The 16,814-nt window shown below is 70.1% G+C and carries 15 protein-coding genes; all 15 read right to left on the minus strand.

What is annotated here, in order from left to right; translation table 11 throughout:
* Positions 1 to 45: 45 nt before the first annotated feature.
* The 15 genes from AB0G20_RS30355 to AB0G20_RS30425 all read right to left on the minus strand — a co-directional run bounded on the left by AB0G20_RS30355 (position 46) and on the right by AB0G20_RS30425 (position 16,802).
* Positions 46 to 1,170 (minus strand): DivIVA domain-containing protein, encoded by a 1,125-nt coding sequence (locus tag AB0G20_RS30355; RefSeq protein ID WP_361307852.1) that lies wholly within the window; start codon positions 1,168 to 1,170, stop codon positions 46 to 48.
* 56 nt (positions 1,171 to 1,226) lie between these two features.
* On the minus strand, positions 1,227 to 1,511 hold the full coding sequence (locus tag AB0G20_RS30360; RefSeq protein ID WP_030248691.1) for a YggT family protein: 285 nt from the start codon (positions 1,509 to 1,511) through the stop codon (positions 1,227 to 1,229).
* Between the two features lie 59 nt (positions 1,512 to 1,570).
* On the minus strand, positions 1,571 to 2,212 hold the full coding sequence (gene sepF / locus AB0G20_RS30365; RefSeq protein WP_094052512.1) for a cell division protein SepF: 642 nt from the start codon (positions 2,210 to 2,212) through the stop codon (positions 1,571 to 1,573).
* A gap of 129 nt (positions 2,213 to 2,341) precedes the next feature.
* On the minus strand, positions 2,342 to 3,061 hold the full coding sequence (locus AB0G20_RS30370; RefSeq protein ID WP_361307855.1) for a YggS family pyridoxal phosphate-dependent enzyme: 720 nt from the start codon (positions 3,059 to 3,061) through the stop codon (positions 2,342 to 2,344).
* Between the two features lie 6 nt (positions 3,062 to 3,067).
* Positions 3,068 to 3,799, minus strand: coding sequence for a peptidoglycan editing factor PgeF (gene pgeF / locus AB0G20_RS30375; RefSeq protein WP_361307857.1), 732 nt, complete (start codon positions 3,797 to 3,799; stop codon positions 3,068 to 3,070).
* A 10-nt stretch (positions 3,800 to 3,809) separates the two neighbouring features.
* The gene (gene ftsZ / locus AB0G20_RS30380; RefSeq protein WP_185010191.1) at positions 3,810 to 5,003 is read right to left on the minus strand and encodes a cell division protein FtsZ; all 1,194 of its coding nucleotides are present in this window, start codon (positions 5,001 to 5,003) and stop codon (positions 3,810 to 3,812) included.
* Positions 5,004 to 5,291: 288 nt separating this feature from the next.
* Positions 5,292 to 6,086, minus strand: a complete 795-nt coding sequence (locus AB0G20_RS30385) for an FtsQ-type POTRA domain-containing protein (RefSeq protein ID WP_361307859.1) — start codon at positions 6,084 to 6,086, stop codon at positions 5,292 to 5,294.
* A 25-nt stretch (positions 6,087 to 6,111) separates the two neighbouring features.
* Positions 6,112 to 7,209 carry an undecaprenyldiphospho-muramoylpentapeptide beta-N-acetylglucosaminyltransferase gene (murG, locus tag AB0G20_RS30390; protein WP_361307861.1) on the minus strand — a complete coding sequence of 366 codons (1,098 nt, stop codon included), beginning with the start codon at positions 7,207 to 7,209 and terminating at the stop codon, positions 6,112 to 6,114.
* A gap of 6 nt (positions 7,210 to 7,215) precedes the next feature.
* Positions 7,216 to 8,580, minus strand: a complete 1,365-nt coding sequence (ftsW, locus tag AB0G20_RS30395) for a putative lipid II flippase FtsW (RefSeq protein WP_361307863.1) — start codon at positions 8,578 to 8,580, stop codon at positions 7,216 to 7,218.
* A gap of 135 nt (positions 8,581 to 8,715) precedes the next feature.
* Positions 8,716 to 10,158 carry a UDP-N-acetylmuramoyl-L-alanine--D-glutamate ligase gene (murD, locus tag AB0G20_RS30400; protein WP_361307865.1) on the minus strand — a complete coding sequence of 481 codons (1,443 nt, stop codon included), beginning with the start codon at positions 10,156 to 10,158 and terminating at the stop codon, positions 8,716 to 8,718.
* Positions 10,140 to 11,231: a phospho-N-acetylmuramoyl-pentapeptide-transferase gene (gene mraY, locus AB0G20_RS30405; RefSeq protein ID WP_361308001.1), complete on the minus strand. Its 1,092-nt coding sequence runs from the start codon at positions 11,229 to 11,231 to the stop codon at positions 10,140 to 10,142. Before mraY ends, murD begins: the two co-directional genes overlap by 19 nt.
* Entirely contained in the window at positions 11,231 to 12,646 is a 1,416-nt protein-coding gene (gene murF / locus AB0G20_RS30410; protein WP_361307867.1) for a UDP-N-acetylmuramoyl-tripeptide--D-alanyl-D-alanine ligase, read from the minus strand. The genes mraY and murF overlap by 1 nt, the downstream gene beginning before the upstream one ends.
* A gap of 28 nt (positions 12,647 to 12,674) precedes the next feature.
* A complete protein-coding gene (locus AB0G20_RS30415; RefSeq protein WP_361307869.1) occupies positions 12,675 to 14,195 on the minus strand; it encodes a UDP-N-acetylmuramoyl-L-alanyl-D-glutamate--2,6-diaminopimelate ligase in 1,521 nt (506 codons plus the stop codon).
* Between the two features lie 193 nt (positions 14,196 to 14,388).
* Positions 14,389 to 16,356: a penicillin-binding protein 2 gene (locus AB0G20_RS30420; RefSeq protein ID WP_361307871.1), complete on the minus strand. Its 1,968-nt coding sequence runs from the start codon at positions 16,354 to 16,356 to the stop codon at positions 14,389 to 14,391.
* Complete coding sequence (locus AB0G20_RS30425; protein ID WP_361307873.1) at positions 16,353 to 16,802, minus strand: hypothetical protein; 450 nt, start codon at positions 16,800 to 16,802, stop codon at positions 16,353 to 16,355. Before AB0G20_RS30425 ends, AB0G20_RS30420 begins: the two co-directional genes overlap by 4 nt.
* Between the last annotated feature and the right edge of the window lie 12 nt (positions 16,803 to 16,814).

Here is a 16,814-nt window from a genome sequence, read left to right on the forward strand (position 1 = left end):
CTGAACGCTGCCGACGTCTATGCCGTACTACTGGCCATCAGGCCGTCAGTTGTCATCCTCGTCGATCAGGAAGCCCCGCATCGGCGAGGGCGCCTGACCCATCTGGGACGGGCCCTGCGGACGGACCGGCGCCATCGGCTGGGTCATCGCCGGCGACATCTGCTGCTGACCGCCGTAGGACGGACCGGACGGCGAGGGGCCGCCGCCCATCGTCTGGTTGCCACCGCCGTAGGACGGGGCACTCGCGCCGGCCGGAGCCATGGAAGGCGCCGGGGACGGCGGGAGGGACGCGGTCGCCGGAGTGCGCGGCGGGGCCAGCGAGTCGTCGGCCTGGGTCTCCAGCTGACGCAGCTGCGACTCCAGGTACGACTTCAGGCGCGTGCGGTACTCGCGCTCGAAGCCGCGCAGGTCCTCGACCTTGCGCTCCAGCGTGGCGCGGGCGGACTCCAGGGAGCCCATCGCGACGCGGTGCTTCTCCTGCGCGTCCCGCTCCAGGGCGTCGGCCTTGGCACGGGCGTCACGCTCCAGACCCTCGGCACGCGAACGCGCCTCGCCGACGATCTTGTTGGCCTCGGAACGAGCCTCGGCGATCGCCTGGTCGGCGGTCTGCTGGGCCAGCGAGAGGACACGGGCGGCGCTGTCGCCACCGGGGCCTTGCTGACCGGGGCCGCCCATCGGACCGCCCATGGGGCCGGGGCCGCCCATCGGGCCGCCCATCTGCTGCTGCATCGGGGGCTGGCCCATCGGACCCGGACCCTGGCCCATCGGGCCGGGACCCTGAGGTCCACCCTGACCGCCGGGACCGGCGGGCAGCTGCGGGGCACCGCTCGGCAGCTGGGGCGGGCCACCCATGGGGCCACCCATCTGCTGCTGCGGCGGGCCCGATATGCCGGCGGGGACGGGACCACCAGGACCGCGCATGCCCTGCTGCTGCTGTTGCTGCTGATCCTGCTGCGGCTCCGGAGGCTTGCGCATGTTCTGCTGGTTCTGCGCAGCAGCGCGCGTGGCCGCGGCCAGTTTGGCGCGCAGGTCCTCGTTCTCGCGGAGCAGGCGGGTCAGTTCGGCTTCGACCTCATCGAGGAAGGCATCGACCTCGTCCTCGTCATAGCCTTCTCGGAGGCGGACGGTCGTGAACTGCTTGTTCCGCACGTCCTCGGGGGTCAACGGCATCTCTTCACCTCAACGTAGTCGTCGGCATTCGGCAAGACGGTAGGTCACATCGCTCATCACAGCCGGCTCACGATCGAGATCAGGATGTAGACGATGATCATCAGTACGAAGAAGGACAGGTCGAGCGCCACGCCCCCGAGACGCAGCGGCGGAATGACCCGCCGCAGAAGCTTGAGCGGTGGATCAGTGACAGTGTAGGTGGCCTCCAGAACGACCACCATCGCCTTGCCGGGTTGCCATGAGCGGGCGAACTGGAAGACATAGTCCATGACCAACCGGAAGATGAGCACGATGAGGAAGCACATCAGCGCGATGTAGACGACATCCAAGACCACGCTCATGACCTCTTGCTTCCCTCTCCCCTGTGCCTTACTCGGTACTGCTGTTCCGGTGGTGCGTCTCAGCTCTGGTTGAAGAACCCGCCCTCTGCGATGCGGGCCTTGTCCTCCGCCGTGACATCGACGTTAGCAGGCGACAACAGGAACACCTTCTGCGTCACCCGCTCGATACTGCCGTGAAGACCAAACACCAAACCGGCCGCAAAGTCGACAAGTCGCTTCGCATCTGTGTCATCCATCTCAGTCAGATTCATGATCACCGGGGTGCCTTCACGGAAGTGTTCCCCGATGGTACGGGCCTCGTTGTAGGTCCGCGGGTGAAGCGTGGTGATCCGGTAAGGCTCTCGTTCGGACACGACCTTGGGCATGATCACCGGTGCGTTCTTCTCCAGACTTGCGCGTTCTTGTGTGATGGACGCCACGGGCGCGATGCGCGCCGGGCGGCTGGATTCCGCGGGTAGCGAAGCGGAGCGGGGGGCCGGTTCGCGAGGCGCGGGCGGCTGTACGACTCGTACCTCTTCGTCCCTTTGGGGCTGATGTGAGACGTGCGGCTGGTGGGACGGCTCGTGCCGTCGGTGGTCCCGCTCGGGCTCCGGGTCCAGTTCGGGTTCGAAGTCGTCGTCGGGGTCGAATCCGCGGCCGTCGTACCCATCGTCCTCCACGAGGCCGAGGTAGACCGCCATCTTGCGCATCGCGCCGGCCATGCTCTGAGTCCTCCGCTCTGTGGTGGATCGGCTGACGACTGCCAAGTGCCCGCGATCCACGAGGTCCTTGAATCCGCCTATCGGCGGCAATGACCATATTTTCTGCTGTGGTCCGACTTCTTGGCGACGTTACCCGAGCCTGGGGCGGACTCCGAGTACCGCGCTGCCGACGCGCACATGTGTCGCTCCGGCCGTCACGGCCTGTTCGAGGTCCGTACTCATCCCTGCCGAGACCATGGTGGCAGCCGGATGACTGCGGCGCAGGTCAGTCGACAAATCCATCATCCGCTCGAAGGCCGCCCGTTCGCGTCCCGCGTACTCCCCGGTGAGCGGCGCGACGGTCATCAGTCCGTCGAGCCGGAGCCCCGGGGCGCCGGCCACGAGATCGGCCAACTCCCCGATTCCGCCGGGCCCGACACCTCCCCGCTCGCCCCGGCCGCTCTCACCGGCGTCGAGTGCGACCTGCAGAAGGCATCCCAGTTCGCGCCCGGCCCGGACGGCCTCCTTCGACAGAGCGGTGACGAGCTTGGAACGATCGACGGACTGCACGAAGTCCGCGTAACCGACCACCGATCGCACCTTGTTGGTCTGCAGTTGACCCACGAAGTGCCATGTGAGGGGCAGATCCGAGCAGGCCTCGGCCTTGGGGGCCGCGTCCTGGTCGCGGTTCTCGGCGACGTGCCGCACGCCGAGTTCCGCGAGGATCCGCACATCGCTCGCGGGGTAGGTCTTGGTGACCACGATCAGGGTCACCTCCTCGCGTGCCCGCCCCGCGGCCGCGCACGCGTCGGCGATGCGCCGTTCCACTTTCGCCAGATTCGCGGCGAGTTCGTCCTTACGGTCCGTCATGTCCTGTCAGTCCAGCCACACATAACCCGCGAGCCGACCGGTGGTGCGGTCGCGGCGGTACGAGAAGTGATCGCGCGACTCCAGCGTGCACACCGGCGACTGCTCCCGGTCGCGCACCCCGAGCCGTTCCAGCTGAGCGTGCACTCCGGCGCTCACGTCCACCGCCGGTGTGCCCCAACTCGTCTCGGCGTACGCCGCCGGCTCGACGGCGGACACCTCGGCGCGCATCGCCTCGGGCACTTCGTAACACCGGCCGCAGACGGTGGGCCCCGTGCGGGCGATGATCCGCGAGGGCTCGGCGCCCAGTTCCGTCATCGCGCGTAGCGCGGCCGGTACGACTCCGGCGATCATGCCGGGGCGGCCCGCGTGAGCCGCGGCGGCGATCCCGGCGACGGGATCGGCGAGCAGCACCGGCACGCAGTCGGCGGTGAGCACGGCGAGGGCGAGCCCCCGGCGCGTGGTGACGATGGCGTCGACCGACGGGATCTCGGTCGAAGATCCCCACGGCCCGTCGACCACCGCCACGTCGGCCCCGTGCACCTGGTTCATCCACACGACCCGGTCCGGTTCGACGCCCAGGGACTTGGCGGCCAGGTCCCTGTTGTTGCGTACGGCGTCGGGATCGTCACCGACCGCTCCGCCGAGGTTGAGCTCCTCATACGGAGCGGCGCTCACCCCGCCCCACCGGTCGGTGAAGCCGAAGTGCGCGCCGCTCGCGCTTTCGCGCTGTCCTATCACGACTGAAGGATCACTTGAGGAAGTCCGGTACGTCCAGTTCCTCGGCCGCGCTGTCCGAGTAGGTCCGCGGCGCCGGCGGGACCGGCGGGGCGACCGGGATGTCCTTGACCGGCTCCGGCGCGGGCTCCGGGTCCTCCTTCGGCGTCACGCTGCCGAGTGATCCGAAGGACGGGCGGCTCTCGGTCTGCCGTACCGGGGTCGGCTCCTCGCGCTTGGCCGAGGACGAGCCGAGGACGTTGTCCCGCTTGGCGGGCGGCTGGCCGCCGTCGAAGCCGGCCGCGATCACGGTGACCCTGACCTCGTCACCGAGGGCGTCGTCGATCACCGCGCCGAAGATGATGTTGGCCTCGGGGTGGGCGGCCTCGCTCACCAGCTGGGCCGCCTCGTTGATCTCGAACAGACCGAGGTCGGAGCCGCCGGAGATGGAGAGCAGGACACCGCGGGCGCCGTCGATGGACGCCTCCAGCAGTGGCGAGGAGATCGCCATCTCGGCCGCGGCCACCGCGCGGTCGTCGCCGCGGGCCGAGCCGATGCCCATCAGGGCCGAGCCGGCCTCGGACATGACCGACTTGACGTCGGCGAAGTCGAGGTTGATGAGGCCCGGGGTGGTGATGAGGTCGGTGATGCCCTGGACACCGGAGAGCAGGACCTGGTCGGCCGACTTGAAGGCGTCCAGCACCGAGACCTGGCGGTCCGAGATGGACAGCAGCCGGTCGTTCGGGATGACGATGAGGGTGTCGACCTCTTCGCGGAGTTCGGCGATGCCGTCCTCGGCCTGGTTCGCGCGGCGCCGTCCCTCGAAGGTGAACGGGCGCGTGACCACGCCGATGGTGAGGGCACCGAGCGAGCGGGCGATGTTGGCCACGACGGGCGCGCCGCCGGTGCCGGTGCCGCCGCCTTCACCGGCTGTCACGAAGACCATGTCGGCCCCCTTGAGGACCTCCTCGATCTCCTCGCGGTGGTCCTCGGCGGCCTTGCGGCCCACGGCCGGGTTGGCTCCGGCGCCGAGTCCGCGGGTGAGTTCACGGCCGACGTCCAGCTTGACGTCGGCGTCGCTCATCAACAGAGCTTGCGCGTCGGTGTTGATGGCGATGAACTCGACGCCCTTGAGACCGACCTCGATCATCCGGTTGATGGCATTGACACCACCGCCGCCGACACCGATGACTTTGATGACTGCGAGGTAGTTCTGCGGTGCTGCCACGTCGAAGGCCTCTCGCCTCGAGTTACGTGTCGCCGAATCACCGTGACGCCCTGCGCCCCGCGACCCGACGACTGATGCCGAATGGGACGGTCCGTATCGCCGACCCGAACCCTAACCCTGAAGTTTAGGGTTACCAGTGTGTCTGTTCCTTGGAGTCTTCTGAACAGGACACTAAGTCGACAAGTGGCGCACGTTCAACGAACACGCCGAACCTCCCGTTTTTCTTTTCACCCTATGTGATCAGCCGTAGCACTGCCCAACCAGGGTGCTGGCCTGCGCGGATGTGCGTCAACTCCCTGATGACGCGGGCGCGGTGGGGACGCTCACGTCGAAGTACTGCGCACCGGGCGAGGCTTTCATCAGAGCGGTGAGCGTACGGGCCTTCGCGGCACCCTTCTCACTGCTTCCCCAGAGGACGGTGCGACCGTCCGTCAACTCCAGTGAGATGTCGTCGTAGGAACGGACCTTGACGGTCCGTGTCCCGCGCGCGACGGCGGCCGGAACCGCACGGGCGACGCCGACCGCCTCGCGCACCAGCCTGGGCTCGCCGAAGCGACGCAGGCTCGCCGCGGCGGAGCTGGACCGGGAGAGCGTCAATTCCAGTGCGGGGACGCCTTTCGGGGCTTCAGAAACCGTGGCGAAGCGGACACCTTCATCGTCCACTTCGACGAACTTTCCGCCCTTTTGGACAATCAGAACCGGAGTCCGCTCGACCACTTTCAGGTCGATTCCGTGGGGCCAGGAACGGACCACGTCAACCGCGTCAATTCGGGGCAATTTCCGGCGCAGTCGCGTCTCGATCGCATCGGTGTCGACGGAAATCAGTGGCTTCCCGAGCGGAACCTCGGCGGCCGCCTCGACCTGAGCCGGCGTCAGGACCCGGGTGCCGGAGACGGAGACGTGCTCGGCGCGCAGCCAGTCGGAGCCGTAGAACAGCCAGACCGTCGGGATACCGAGGAAGACCACGGCGAGGCCCAGGAGGACGATCGCGCGGAGCCGGGCCCGCCGCGACCGCAGGCGGGGCGGCGGGCCGGACGACTCCTGCTGGCGTTCACCGCGCTCGGCGGTGGTCGATCCGGCCACGCTCCCTGCCTTCCGTCATACAGTCCTATCGGTGTGCACGGCTGGCGGCGATCGCCTCGTACACCATGCCGACGAGCAGCTCGTCGGCGTCCCGGCGGCCGAACTCGGCGGCGCTGCGGGACATCTGGTACAGCCGGTGCGGGTCGGCGAGCACGGGCAGGACGTTCTGCTGGACCCACTCGGGGGTCAGCTCCGCGTCGTCGACCAGCAGTCCGCCGCCGGCCTTGACCACCGGCTGGGCGTTGAGCCGCTGTTCGCCGTTGCCGATGGGCAGCGGGACGTAGGCGGCCGGGAGCCCGACGGCGGAGAGTTCGGCGACGGTCATCGCGCCGGCGCGGCAGAGCATCATGTCGGCAGCGGCATACGCGAGGTCCATCCGGTCCAGGTAACTTACCGGGATGTAGGGGGGCATTCCCGGCATCTGGTGGACCTGCGGCAGTTCGTTCTTCGGGCCGACCGCGTGCAGGATCTGGATTCCGGCCTGCTGGAGCCAGGGCGCGACCTGCTGGACGACCTCGTTCAGCCGGCGGGCGCCCTGGGAGCCGCCGGTGACCAGCAGCGTGGGCAGGTTCGGGTCGAGACCGAACGCGGCCCGGGCCTCGGGGCGTACGGCGGCCCGGTCGAGGGTGGCGATGGAGCGGCGCAGCGGGATGCCGATGTAGCGGGCACCCCGCAGCTTGCTGTCGGGCGTGGAGACGGCGACCTGACTGGCGTACCGCGAGCCGATCTTGTTGGCCAGACCCGGGCGGGCGTTGGCCTCGTGGATCACGATCGGCACGCCCAGGCGCTTGGCCGCGAGGTAGCCGGGCAGGGCGACGTAGCCGCCGAAGCCGACCACGGCGTCCGCCTTGGTGCGCTCCAGGATCTGCTCGGTCGCCTTGATGGTGCCGCGCAGCCGGCCCGGGACGGTGATCAGCTCGGGGGTGGGCTTGCGCGGCAGCGGAACGGCGGGGATCAGCGCGAGTTCGTACCCGCGCTCTGGTACGAGACGGGTCTCGAGGCCGCGCTCCGTGCCCAGGGCCGTGATGCCCACGCTCGGGTCCTGCCTGCGCAGGGCGTCCGCGAGGGCGAGCGCGGGCTCGATGTGGCCCGCGGTTCCTCCGCCGGCGAGTACGACATGCACCGAAATTCACCGCTCTCCGGACGAGCGCGCCGCCGAGGCGCGCCGTCGCATCGTGTTCCATCTCCGGGGGCTCCGGCCGGAACCGGTGCCCCCCGCCCCCCGCTTTCTACCAAAGCGGGGTTGCCGCATCGCAAGCGCCATCCGCGCAGCGGGGTCCTCACGCGCGAAGGCGATCAGCAACCCGATGGCGAACATGGTCGGCAGCAGGGCGGATCCTCCGTAGGAGAACAGCGGGAGGGGGACGCCGGCGATCGGCAGCAGACCGAGCACCGCACCGATGTTGATCACGGCCTGGGCCGTGATCCAGGTGGTCACGCCTCCCGCGGCATACCTCACGAACGGGTCCTCCGTGCGTCCGGCCACGCGGATACCCGCATAGCCTAGAGCCGCGAAGAGGGCGAGTACCGACAGCGTCCCCGCCAGGCCCAGTTCCTCACCGGTGACGGCGAAGATGAAGTCGGTGTGGGCTTCGGGGAGTTGGCCCCATTTCTCCACACTCGCGCCCAGCCCGGAACCAAAGATTCCGCCCGACGCGAGGGCGTAGATCCCGTGCACGGCCTGCCAGCAGTCGACGGGCCCCGACTGGGGTTCGGTGGCGCCCAGGCACTGAAGACGGGCCATGCGGTTGGCGCTGGTCTTGATGAGGATCAGGCCGAGGACGGCGGCGATCGACAGCACTCCGGCGAACAGCCGCGTGGGGGCGCCGGCCAGCCAGAGCAGGCCGAAGAGGATGGCCGTGAGGATGATCGCGGTGCCCATGTCGCCGCCGATCATGATCAGACCGAGCAGCATGAAGGCGGCCGGAACCAGCGGCACCAGCATGTGTTTCCACTGGTTCAGCAGCCTCTTGTCCTGCTTGCGGGTGAGCAGGTCCGCGCCCCACAGCACGAGGGCGAGCTTGCCGAACTCGCTGGGCTGGATCTGGAAGGAGCCGCCGACGGCGATCCAGTTCTGGTTGCCGTTGACCGACACTCCTATCCCGGGGACCTGCACCAGGGCCATGAGGAAGACGGCGCCCGCGAGGATGGGGTAGGCGAGCGCCCGGTGCAGTTTCACCGGCATCCGCGAGGCCGCGAGCAGCAGACCGGTGCCGATGCCCGCCGCGAGCAACTGCTTGCGGAAGAAGTACGAACCCGGCAGCGACATCTGCAGCGCGGTGATCTGGGAGGCCGAGTAGACCATCACCAGGCCCAGCACGGTGATCAGCAGACTGCCGCCGAGGATCAGGTAGTAGGCGGTCAGCGGCCGGTCCCAGCCCCTGCGCGCGCGGGTGTAGAGGCCCAGGACGCCGTTCTCACGCGCGAGCCGGGGCGCGACGGGGCGCTTGGGGGCGCGTGGGGTCGGAGGCCGTCCGGTGCGGCTGGTGGGCATCGCCGCTCACCCTGCCGTGCCGGAGGGCAGCGCTGCGCGGTGAACGCCCCCAGGCCGCTCTGGCACCAGCCACATCCGTGTCACGCGTCCCTCCCAGGTACGCCCGGCACCCCCGCCGGGCGAGGCGGACCCGGGTCAGCCGTCGACGGAGCCGAGCTCGCGAACGGCGTCCGCGAAAGCGTCCCCGCGCTTGTTGTAGTTGGCGAACATGTCCATGGAGGCACAGGCCGGGGCCAGCAGCACCGTGTCGCCGGGCTGTGCGAGCCGACGCGCCTCCTGGACCGCCGCGCGCATCGCCCCAGTGTCGGTCCGGTCGAGGTCGACGACCGGTACCTGCGGGGCGTGTCGCGCGAGGGCTTCCCGGATGAGCGCGCGGTCCGCGCCGATCAGCACGGCACCCCGCAGCCGCTTCGCCGACTTGGCGACCAGTTCGTCGAAGGTCGCGCCCTTGGCGAGCCCGCCCGCGATCCACACGATCGGCTCGTACGCCGCCAACGAGGCTTCCGCCGCATGCGTGTTGGTGGCCTTGGAGTCGTCGACCCAGGCGACCCCGTCCACGTCCGCCACGTGCGCGATGCGGTGCGCGTCCGGGGTGAACGCCCGCAGGCCGTCGCGTACGGCCTTGGCGGGCACACCGTAGGCCCGGGCGAGGGCCGCCGCCGCCAGGGCGTTGGCGATGTTGTGCGGGGCCGGCGGGTTGACGTCGGCGACCTCGGCGAGCTCCTGGGCGTTCTTCTCCCGGTTCTCGACGAAGGCGCGGTCGACCAGGATGCCCTCCACGACGCCGAGTTGGGACGGCGCCGGGGTGCCCAGCGTGAAGCCGACGGCCCGGCAGCCCTCCTCGACGTCGGCCGCGCGGACCAGGTCCTCGGTGGCCTTGTCGGCGGCGTTGTAGACGCAGGCGACGCGATTGCCCTCGTAGATGCGGCCCTTGTCGGCGGCGTACGCCTCCATGGAGCCGTGCCAGTCGAGGTGGTCGGGGGCGAGGTTCAGCACGGTGGCCGAGTGGGCGCGCAGGGACGGCGCCCAGTGCAGCTGGTAGCTGGAGAGCTCCACGGCCAGGACGTCGTACTGCTCTTCGCCGAGCACCGCGTCCAGCAGGGAGACTCCGATGTTGCCCACGGCGGCCGTGCGCAGGCCGGCCGCCTTCAGGATCGAAGCGAGCATCTGGACGGTGGTGGTCTTGCCGTTGGTGCCGGTGACGGCGAGCCAGGGGGCGGCGTCGGGGCCGCGCAGGCGCCAGGCCAGTTCGACATCGCCCCAGACCGGAACGCCCGCCTGTGCCGCCGCCGCGAACAGCGGCTTGTCCGGCTTCCAGCCGGGCGCGGTGACGATCAGCTCGGTGCCCTCCGGCAGGGTGTCGCCGTCCCCGAGGCGCACGGTGACGCCGAGCGCCTCCAGGTCGGCCGCCTGCGCCCGCGCGCGCTCGTCGGCGCCGTCGTTGACGACCGTGACGATCGCGCCGAGTCCGTGCAGCACCTTGGCCGCCGGGACGCCGGAGACGCCGAGCCCGGCGACGGTGACGTGCTTGCCCTGGAAGTCGAAGGGCTCCGGGGAGGTCACTTGTCCGCTGCCCATCCTGCGTAGAAGAGGCCAAGTCCGACGATCACACAGATGCCCTGGATGATCCAGAAGCGGACCACCACGAGCACTTCGGACCAGCCCTTGAGTTCGAAGTGGTGCTGGAGTGGCGCCATCCGGAAGACGCGCTTGCCCGTGAGCTTGAAGGAGCCGACCTGGATGACCACCGACATGGTGATCAGGACGAACAGGCCGCCGAGGAGGGCGATCAGCAGCTCGGTGCGGGAGCAGATCGCGAGGCCGGCGAGCACACCGCCGAGCGCGAGCGAACCGGTGTCACCCATGAAGATCTTGGCCGGCGAGGTGTTCCACCACAGGAAGCCGAGGCAGGCACCCATCAGCGCGGAGGCCACCACCGCGAGGTCGAGGGGGTCCCGCACCTCGAAGCAGGCGCCCGGGTTGGTCAGCGTCTGCGCGTTGGCGCAGGACTCCTGGAACTGCCAGACGCCGATGAAGGTGTAGGCGCCGAAGACGAGCACCGAGGCGCCGGTGGCCAGACCGTCCAGACCGTCGGTCAGGTTCACGCCGTTCGACATGGCCAGAATCATGAACAGCGCCCAGACCACGAACAGCACGGGGCCGATCGTCCAGCCGAAGTCCGTGATGAACGACAGCTTCGTGGAGGCCGGGGTGTTGCCGCGGTTGTCCGCGAACTGCAGTGACAGCACCGCGAAGCCGATGCCGACGATCAGCTGGCCGGCCATCTTCGCCTTGGCGCGCAGGCCGAGCGAACGCCGCTTGACGATCTTGATGTAGTCGTCGAGAAAGCCGACGAGGCCCATGCCGACCATCAGGCCGAGCACCAGCAGGCCCGAGAAGGTCGGCGCCGCGTCGACGTCCGGGTCCAGATAGCCCGTGATCACCTTGGCCAGGAAGTACGCGGCGACCGTCGCCAGGATGAAGGCGATACCGCCCATGGTCGGCGTACCGCGCTTGCTGGCGTGCTCGCGCGGGCCGTCGTCGCGGATGTACTGGCCGTAGCCCTTGCGCGCGAGGAGCTTGATCAGCAGCGGGGTGCCGATCAGCGTGAGAAAGAGACCAATGACTCCTGCGAACAGGATCTGCTTCATCATCGGGCGGAAACCTCACCCTCGGCACCGGTCTCGATGAGCGCCTGCGCCACGCTCTCGAGGCCGACCGAACGGGACGCCTTCACGAGCACGACGTCCCCCGGGCGCAACTCGCTGCGCAACAGGTCGACCGCCGCCTGTGCGTCGGACACGTGCACCGACTCCTCACCCCACGAACCCTCGTTATATGCGCCCAGTTGCAGCCAGGCGGCTTCCCTGCCACCGACCGCGACGAGCTTGCTGACGTTGAGCCGGACGGCGAGCCGTCCGACCGCGTCGTGCTCGGCGAGAGCCTCGTCCCCGAGCTCGGCCATCTTGCCGAGCACCGCCCACGTACGACGCCCCTTGCCCATCGCCGCGAGCGCGCGCAGAGCGGCTCGCATGGACTCGGGGTTCGCGTTGTAGGCGTCGTTGACGACCGTCACGCCGTCCGGGCGCTCGGTGACCTCCATCCGCCAGCGGGAGAGGGAGCCCGCCTCGGAGAGCGCGACGGCGATCTCGTCAGCGGACATGCCCAACTCGTGGGCGACGGCGGCCGCGGCGAGCGCGTTCGACACGTGGTGCTCACCGTACAGGCGCATGGTCACATCGCTTGCACCGGAGGGTGTGTGAAGCCTGAACGAGGGCTGTCCGGTGTCCGTGAGTCGCACGTTCTCGGCGCGAACGTCCGCTTCGCCGGACTCTCCGAAAAGAAGCACCTTCGCCTTCGTACGGGAGGCCATGGCCCGTACGTAAGGGTCGTCCGCGTTGAGGATCGCGGTGCCGCCCTCGGCCTCGGACGGCAGGGACTCGACGAGTTCGCCCTTGGCCTGCGCGATCTGCTCGCGGCCGCCGAACTCGCCGATGTGGGCGCTGCCGACATTGAGGACGAGACCGACCTTCGGGGGCGTCAGGCCGGCGAGGTAGCGGATGTGCCCGATGCCGCGGGCGCCCATCTCCAGGACGAGGAACCTGGTTTCCTCGGTGGCGCTGAGCGCGGTCAGCGGCAGCCCGATCTCGTTGTTGAGCGAGCCGGGCGTGAACACCGTGGGGGCCTTGCGCCGGAGCACCTGCGCGATGAGGTCCTTGGTGCTGGTCTTGCCCGCCGAGCCGGTGAGGGCGACGAGGGTGGCACCGAGACGCCGTACGACGTGGCGGGCGAGGGCGCCGAGGGCGGTCTGGACGTCGTCCACGACGATCGCGGGCACGCCGACGGGGCGGGTGCCGAGCACGGCCACCGCTCCCGCCTCGACGACCGCCGCGGCGAAGTCGTGGCCGTCCACGCGCTCCCCGGCGAAGGCCACGAACAGGCTGCCCGGCCCCGCCTCCCTGGAGTCCCGGACGACCGGGCCGGTGACCTGGACGGACGGATCCGGTATGTCGTGCGTCTGCCCGCCGACGACTTCTGCGATCTCGGCGAGGGAGAGGGCGATCACAAGTTCATCCCCTGGGTCTTCTGGATTTTCATCCCTGGGTCTTCTGGATGGCTTCGCGGAGCACCTGGCGGTCGTCGAAGGGACGGACCACCCCGGCGATGTCCTGGCCCTGCTCGTGGCCCTTGCCCGCGACCAGCACGGTGTCGCCGGGTTCGGCGCGGGCGACGGCGGCGGCGATCGCGGCGGCCCGGTCCTCGAAGACCTGCACCTCGCCGCGCTCGTGCGCGGGCACGGACGCCGCGCCCTGGAGCATCGTGGCGAGGATCGCGAGGGGGTCCTCGCCGCGGGGGTTGTCGGAGGTCAGTGTGGCGGTGTCGGCGAGCCGGGCCGCCGCGGCACCCATGGGCTCGCGCTTGGTCTTGTCCCGGTCGCCGCCGCAGCCGAGGACGATGTGCACCTTGCCCTCGGTGACCTTGCGCAGGGCGCGCAGCACGGACTCGACGGCGTCGGTCTTGTGGGCGTAGTCGACGACCGCGAGGTAGGGCTGCCCGGCGTCCACGCGCTCCAGGCGGCCCGGGACGCCCGGGACGGCGGCCACGCCGTCGGCGGCGGCCTGCGGGTCGAGGCCGGCGACGGCGAGGGCGACGATGGCGGCCAGGGTGTTGGCCACGTTGAAGGGCCCGGGCAGCGGCGACTTCGCGCTGATCCGCTCGCCCTTGGGGCCGACGACGGTGAACGTCGAGTCCAGCCGGCCGACCTGGACGTCCTCGGCACGCCAGTCGGCGTCGGGGTGGCCCTCGGCGGAGTAGGTGACGACCGGGACGGTGGCTTCCTTCGCCAGCCTGCGGCCGTACTCGTCGTCGACGTTGACCACGCCGAGTTTGCCGCGTTTCGGCGTGAACAGCTGCGCCTTGGCCCGGAAGTAGTCCTCCATGTCGGAGTGGAACTCCATGTGTTCCGGGCTGAGGTTGGTGAAGACGCCGATGTCGAAGACACAGCCGTCGACCCGGCCGAGGACCAGGGCGTGGCTGGAGACCTCCATGGCGACCGCGTCGACGCCGCGTTCGCGCATGACGGCGAACAGGGCCTGGAGGTCGGTGGCTTCGGGGGTGGTGCGCTCGGACTTGATGCGCTCGTCGCCGATGCGCATCTCGACCGTGCCGATCAGGCCGGTGGACCTGACCGTCTTGAGGCCGCCCTCGACGAGGTAGGCGGTGGTGGTCTTGCCGGAGGTGCCGGTGATGCCGATCTGGAGCAGGTCCCGGCCGGGGTGGCCGTAGATCGTGGCGGCCAGCTCGCCCATCCGCCCGCGCGGGTCGTCGACGACCAGGACCGGCAGCCCGGACGCGGCGGCGCGCTCGGCGCCGGTCGGGTCGGTCAGCACGGCGGCGGCGCCGAGGCCCGCGGCCTGGTTGACGAAGTCGGCACCGTGCAGCCGGGCCCCCGGCAGGGCGGCGTACAGGTCGCCGGGGCGTACGGCGCGCGAGTCGTGGGTGATGCCCGTGACCCCGGCGGCGCTCTCCGGCGCGGAAGCACCCAGCTGATCGGCGAGTTCCGCGAGGGGTGTGGCGGGGACCTGCACCGGCCTGGGCGGCCCGGGGTATGTCACGGGATGGCCCTTCTGGGTGGTTTGGGACTGATCAGCGTGTGGCACGGCGGTGAGCGTACCGGGCGTACCCGCCTCCGGGCGAAGCGAGGGGCTGGAGCTGCTCTGATTCCCGGGGTCGGGGGTGATCGTTGTCACGGAGGCGGTCCTGGTGGCTCGGTGGGGCTGAGTGCTGATCAGGGCGTGTCGGCCCTGATCACTGCTTGAAGGAGACGGGCAGCTTCGCGGGCTTGGCGCCGGTCGGCGGGACCTGGAGGGACTTCAGTGCGAACTCCATGACCTTCTTGTAGACGGGCCCGCAGATCTGACCGCCGAAGTAGCTGCCCTGGGTGGCGTTCTGGATGGCGCAGTAGACGGTGATGCGGGGCTTGTCGGCGGGCGCGAACCCGGCGAACGACGAGGTGTAGCCGTGGTACTTGCCGGTGGCCGGATCCACGCGGTTGGCGGTACCCGTCTTGCCCGCGACGCGGTAGCCGGGGATGCGCGCCTTGGTGCCGGTGCCCTCCTCGTCGTCCACGACGGACTCCAGCATCTGGGCGAGGGTCTTCGCCGTCTTGGCACTGACGACCCGGTTCTTGGCGGGCTTCGGGGCGGGTGTGAAGCGCCCGTCGGGCCCCTTGGTGCCCCGCACGAGGGTGGGTTCGACACGGACGCCGCCGTTGGCGATGGTCGAGTACACGGAGGCCGCCTGCATGGCGTTGATGGAGACGCCCTGGCCGAAAGGGATCGTGTACTGCTGCGAGGTCGACCACTTGTCGGGCGGGGCGAGGATGCCCTTGGTCTCGCCGGGGAAGCCGAGCCCGGTGTAGCTGCCGAGGCCGAACTCGCGCAGGTAGTCGTAGAGGACCTTGTTGGCCTGGGCCTGGGTCCTGCCGAGCTGCCCGGTGGCGAGGATGGTGCCGATGTTGCTGGACTTGGCGAGGACGCCGTTGAGCGTCAGGTACCAGGTCGGGTGGTCGATGTCGTCCTTGAAGAGCCGGTCGCCGCGGTGCAGGCGGTTGGGCACGACCACGTGGGTCCCCGGTGTGGCCGCGTTCTCCTGGAGGACTGCGGCCATCGACATGACCTTGGCGGTGGAGCCGGGCTCGAAGGCGTCCTGGAGGGCGGCGTTCCCCAGGGCGGCCGGGTCGGCGTCCGACAGGTCGTTCGGATCGAAGCCGGGCGAGTTCGCCATGGCCAGGATCTGCCCGGTGCGGGTGTCCTGGACGATGACGTAGCCGCGGTCGGCCGCGGACTCCTTCACCTGCTCGCTGATGGCGTTCTGGGCGGCCCACTGGATGTCGCGGTCGATGGTGAGCTCGACGTCGCTGCCGGGGACGGCAGGTGTCTCGGTGGAGCCCGCGGTGGGCACGAGACGGCCGCCGGACTGGGCGTAGCGGATCTTGCCGTCCTTGCCGGCGAGCTGCTTGTTCAGCTGCAGCTCGATGCCGCCGCCGGGCTTGCCCTCGCCGTTGACCCAGCCCAGTATCCCGGCGGCGAGGTCGCCGCCCGGGTACACGCGCTTGCTGGTGGCCACGGAGAAGACGCCCGAGAGGACGTTGTGCGTGGACTTGTCCGTCTCCGCCTTCTCGGCGAGCGCCGACTTGAGGTCCTTGATCTGCTTCCAGACCTGCGGGGTCTGGCGGGAGGCCAGTTTGACGTAGCGCAGGGCCGTGTTCTTCGGCCGCAGCTTCTCGACGAGGGTTTCCTGCTCCTGGCCGAGGATCGGCGCGAGGAGAGCCGCCGCCTGCTCGGGCCCGTCAGCGATCTTCAGCTGGTCGGGAGCGAACATCGTGGGGTCGGCGGTGATGTCGTAGGCGTCCTCGCTGGTCGCGAGGGCCACCCCGGACCGGTCGGTGATCTCGCCCCGGTCCGCGGCCAGCACCTGGCCGACGTACCGGTTCTGTTCGGCCTTGGCGGCGTACGTGCTCGCGTCCACGGCCTGCACCTGGAAGAGCCGCACCACGAACGCGGCCAGGACCAGGGTCAGCGCGAGCCCGACCAGGCGCAGGCGGGGGCGGGGGCTGCCGAGCCTCAGCTGTTTGGGTGCCGCGGGACGGCCCTGCCCCGGCCTCCGGGCCGGACGGGCACCGGGGCCGGGACGGCGCCGGGCGTCGGGGCGGGCGGGCCTGGCGGGGCCGGGCACGCGGCGACGTGGCGGTTGCCGGTCGGACACTTCCGTCACCTGCCGGGGGTCGGGGTGGGGCCGTTGGGCATGGCCTCGGGGGCCAGGACCAGGGGGGTGTACGCGGAGGACTGCCGGACACCTGGGGCCGCGCTGGGGACGCCCTTGACGGTGCCGTCGGGATCGAGGAAGGCGGGGTCGCCGCCGGGCACCATGCCGAGCTCGCGGGCGCGGCGCTGCAGGGCGTCGGGAGCGGAGTAGGCGTCGATGTCCCGCTGGAGGGCCTGCTCCTCGTCAGTGAGGTTCTTGGTTCCGCGCTGGAGGTCGTCGAGTCTGAACGCGCCTTCACTGAGGGCCGAGTTCAGCACCAGGAGGGCGATGAGACCGCCGCCGAGGAGGAGGACGACCAGCAGGACGAAAGGTGTGCGGGCCGCCTGCCCGGGGCCGGTCGGGAGGAGCCGCGCGAGTCGGGCCGCCCTCCCCTTCAGTTCGGGTTTGCCGCTCACGCACGCTCCCTA

This window comes from Streptomyces sp. NPDC024017 (assembly GCF_040638895.1).
Taxonomy (GTDB): Bacteria; Actinomycetota; Actinomycetes; order Streptomycetales; family Streptomycetaceae; genus Streptomyces.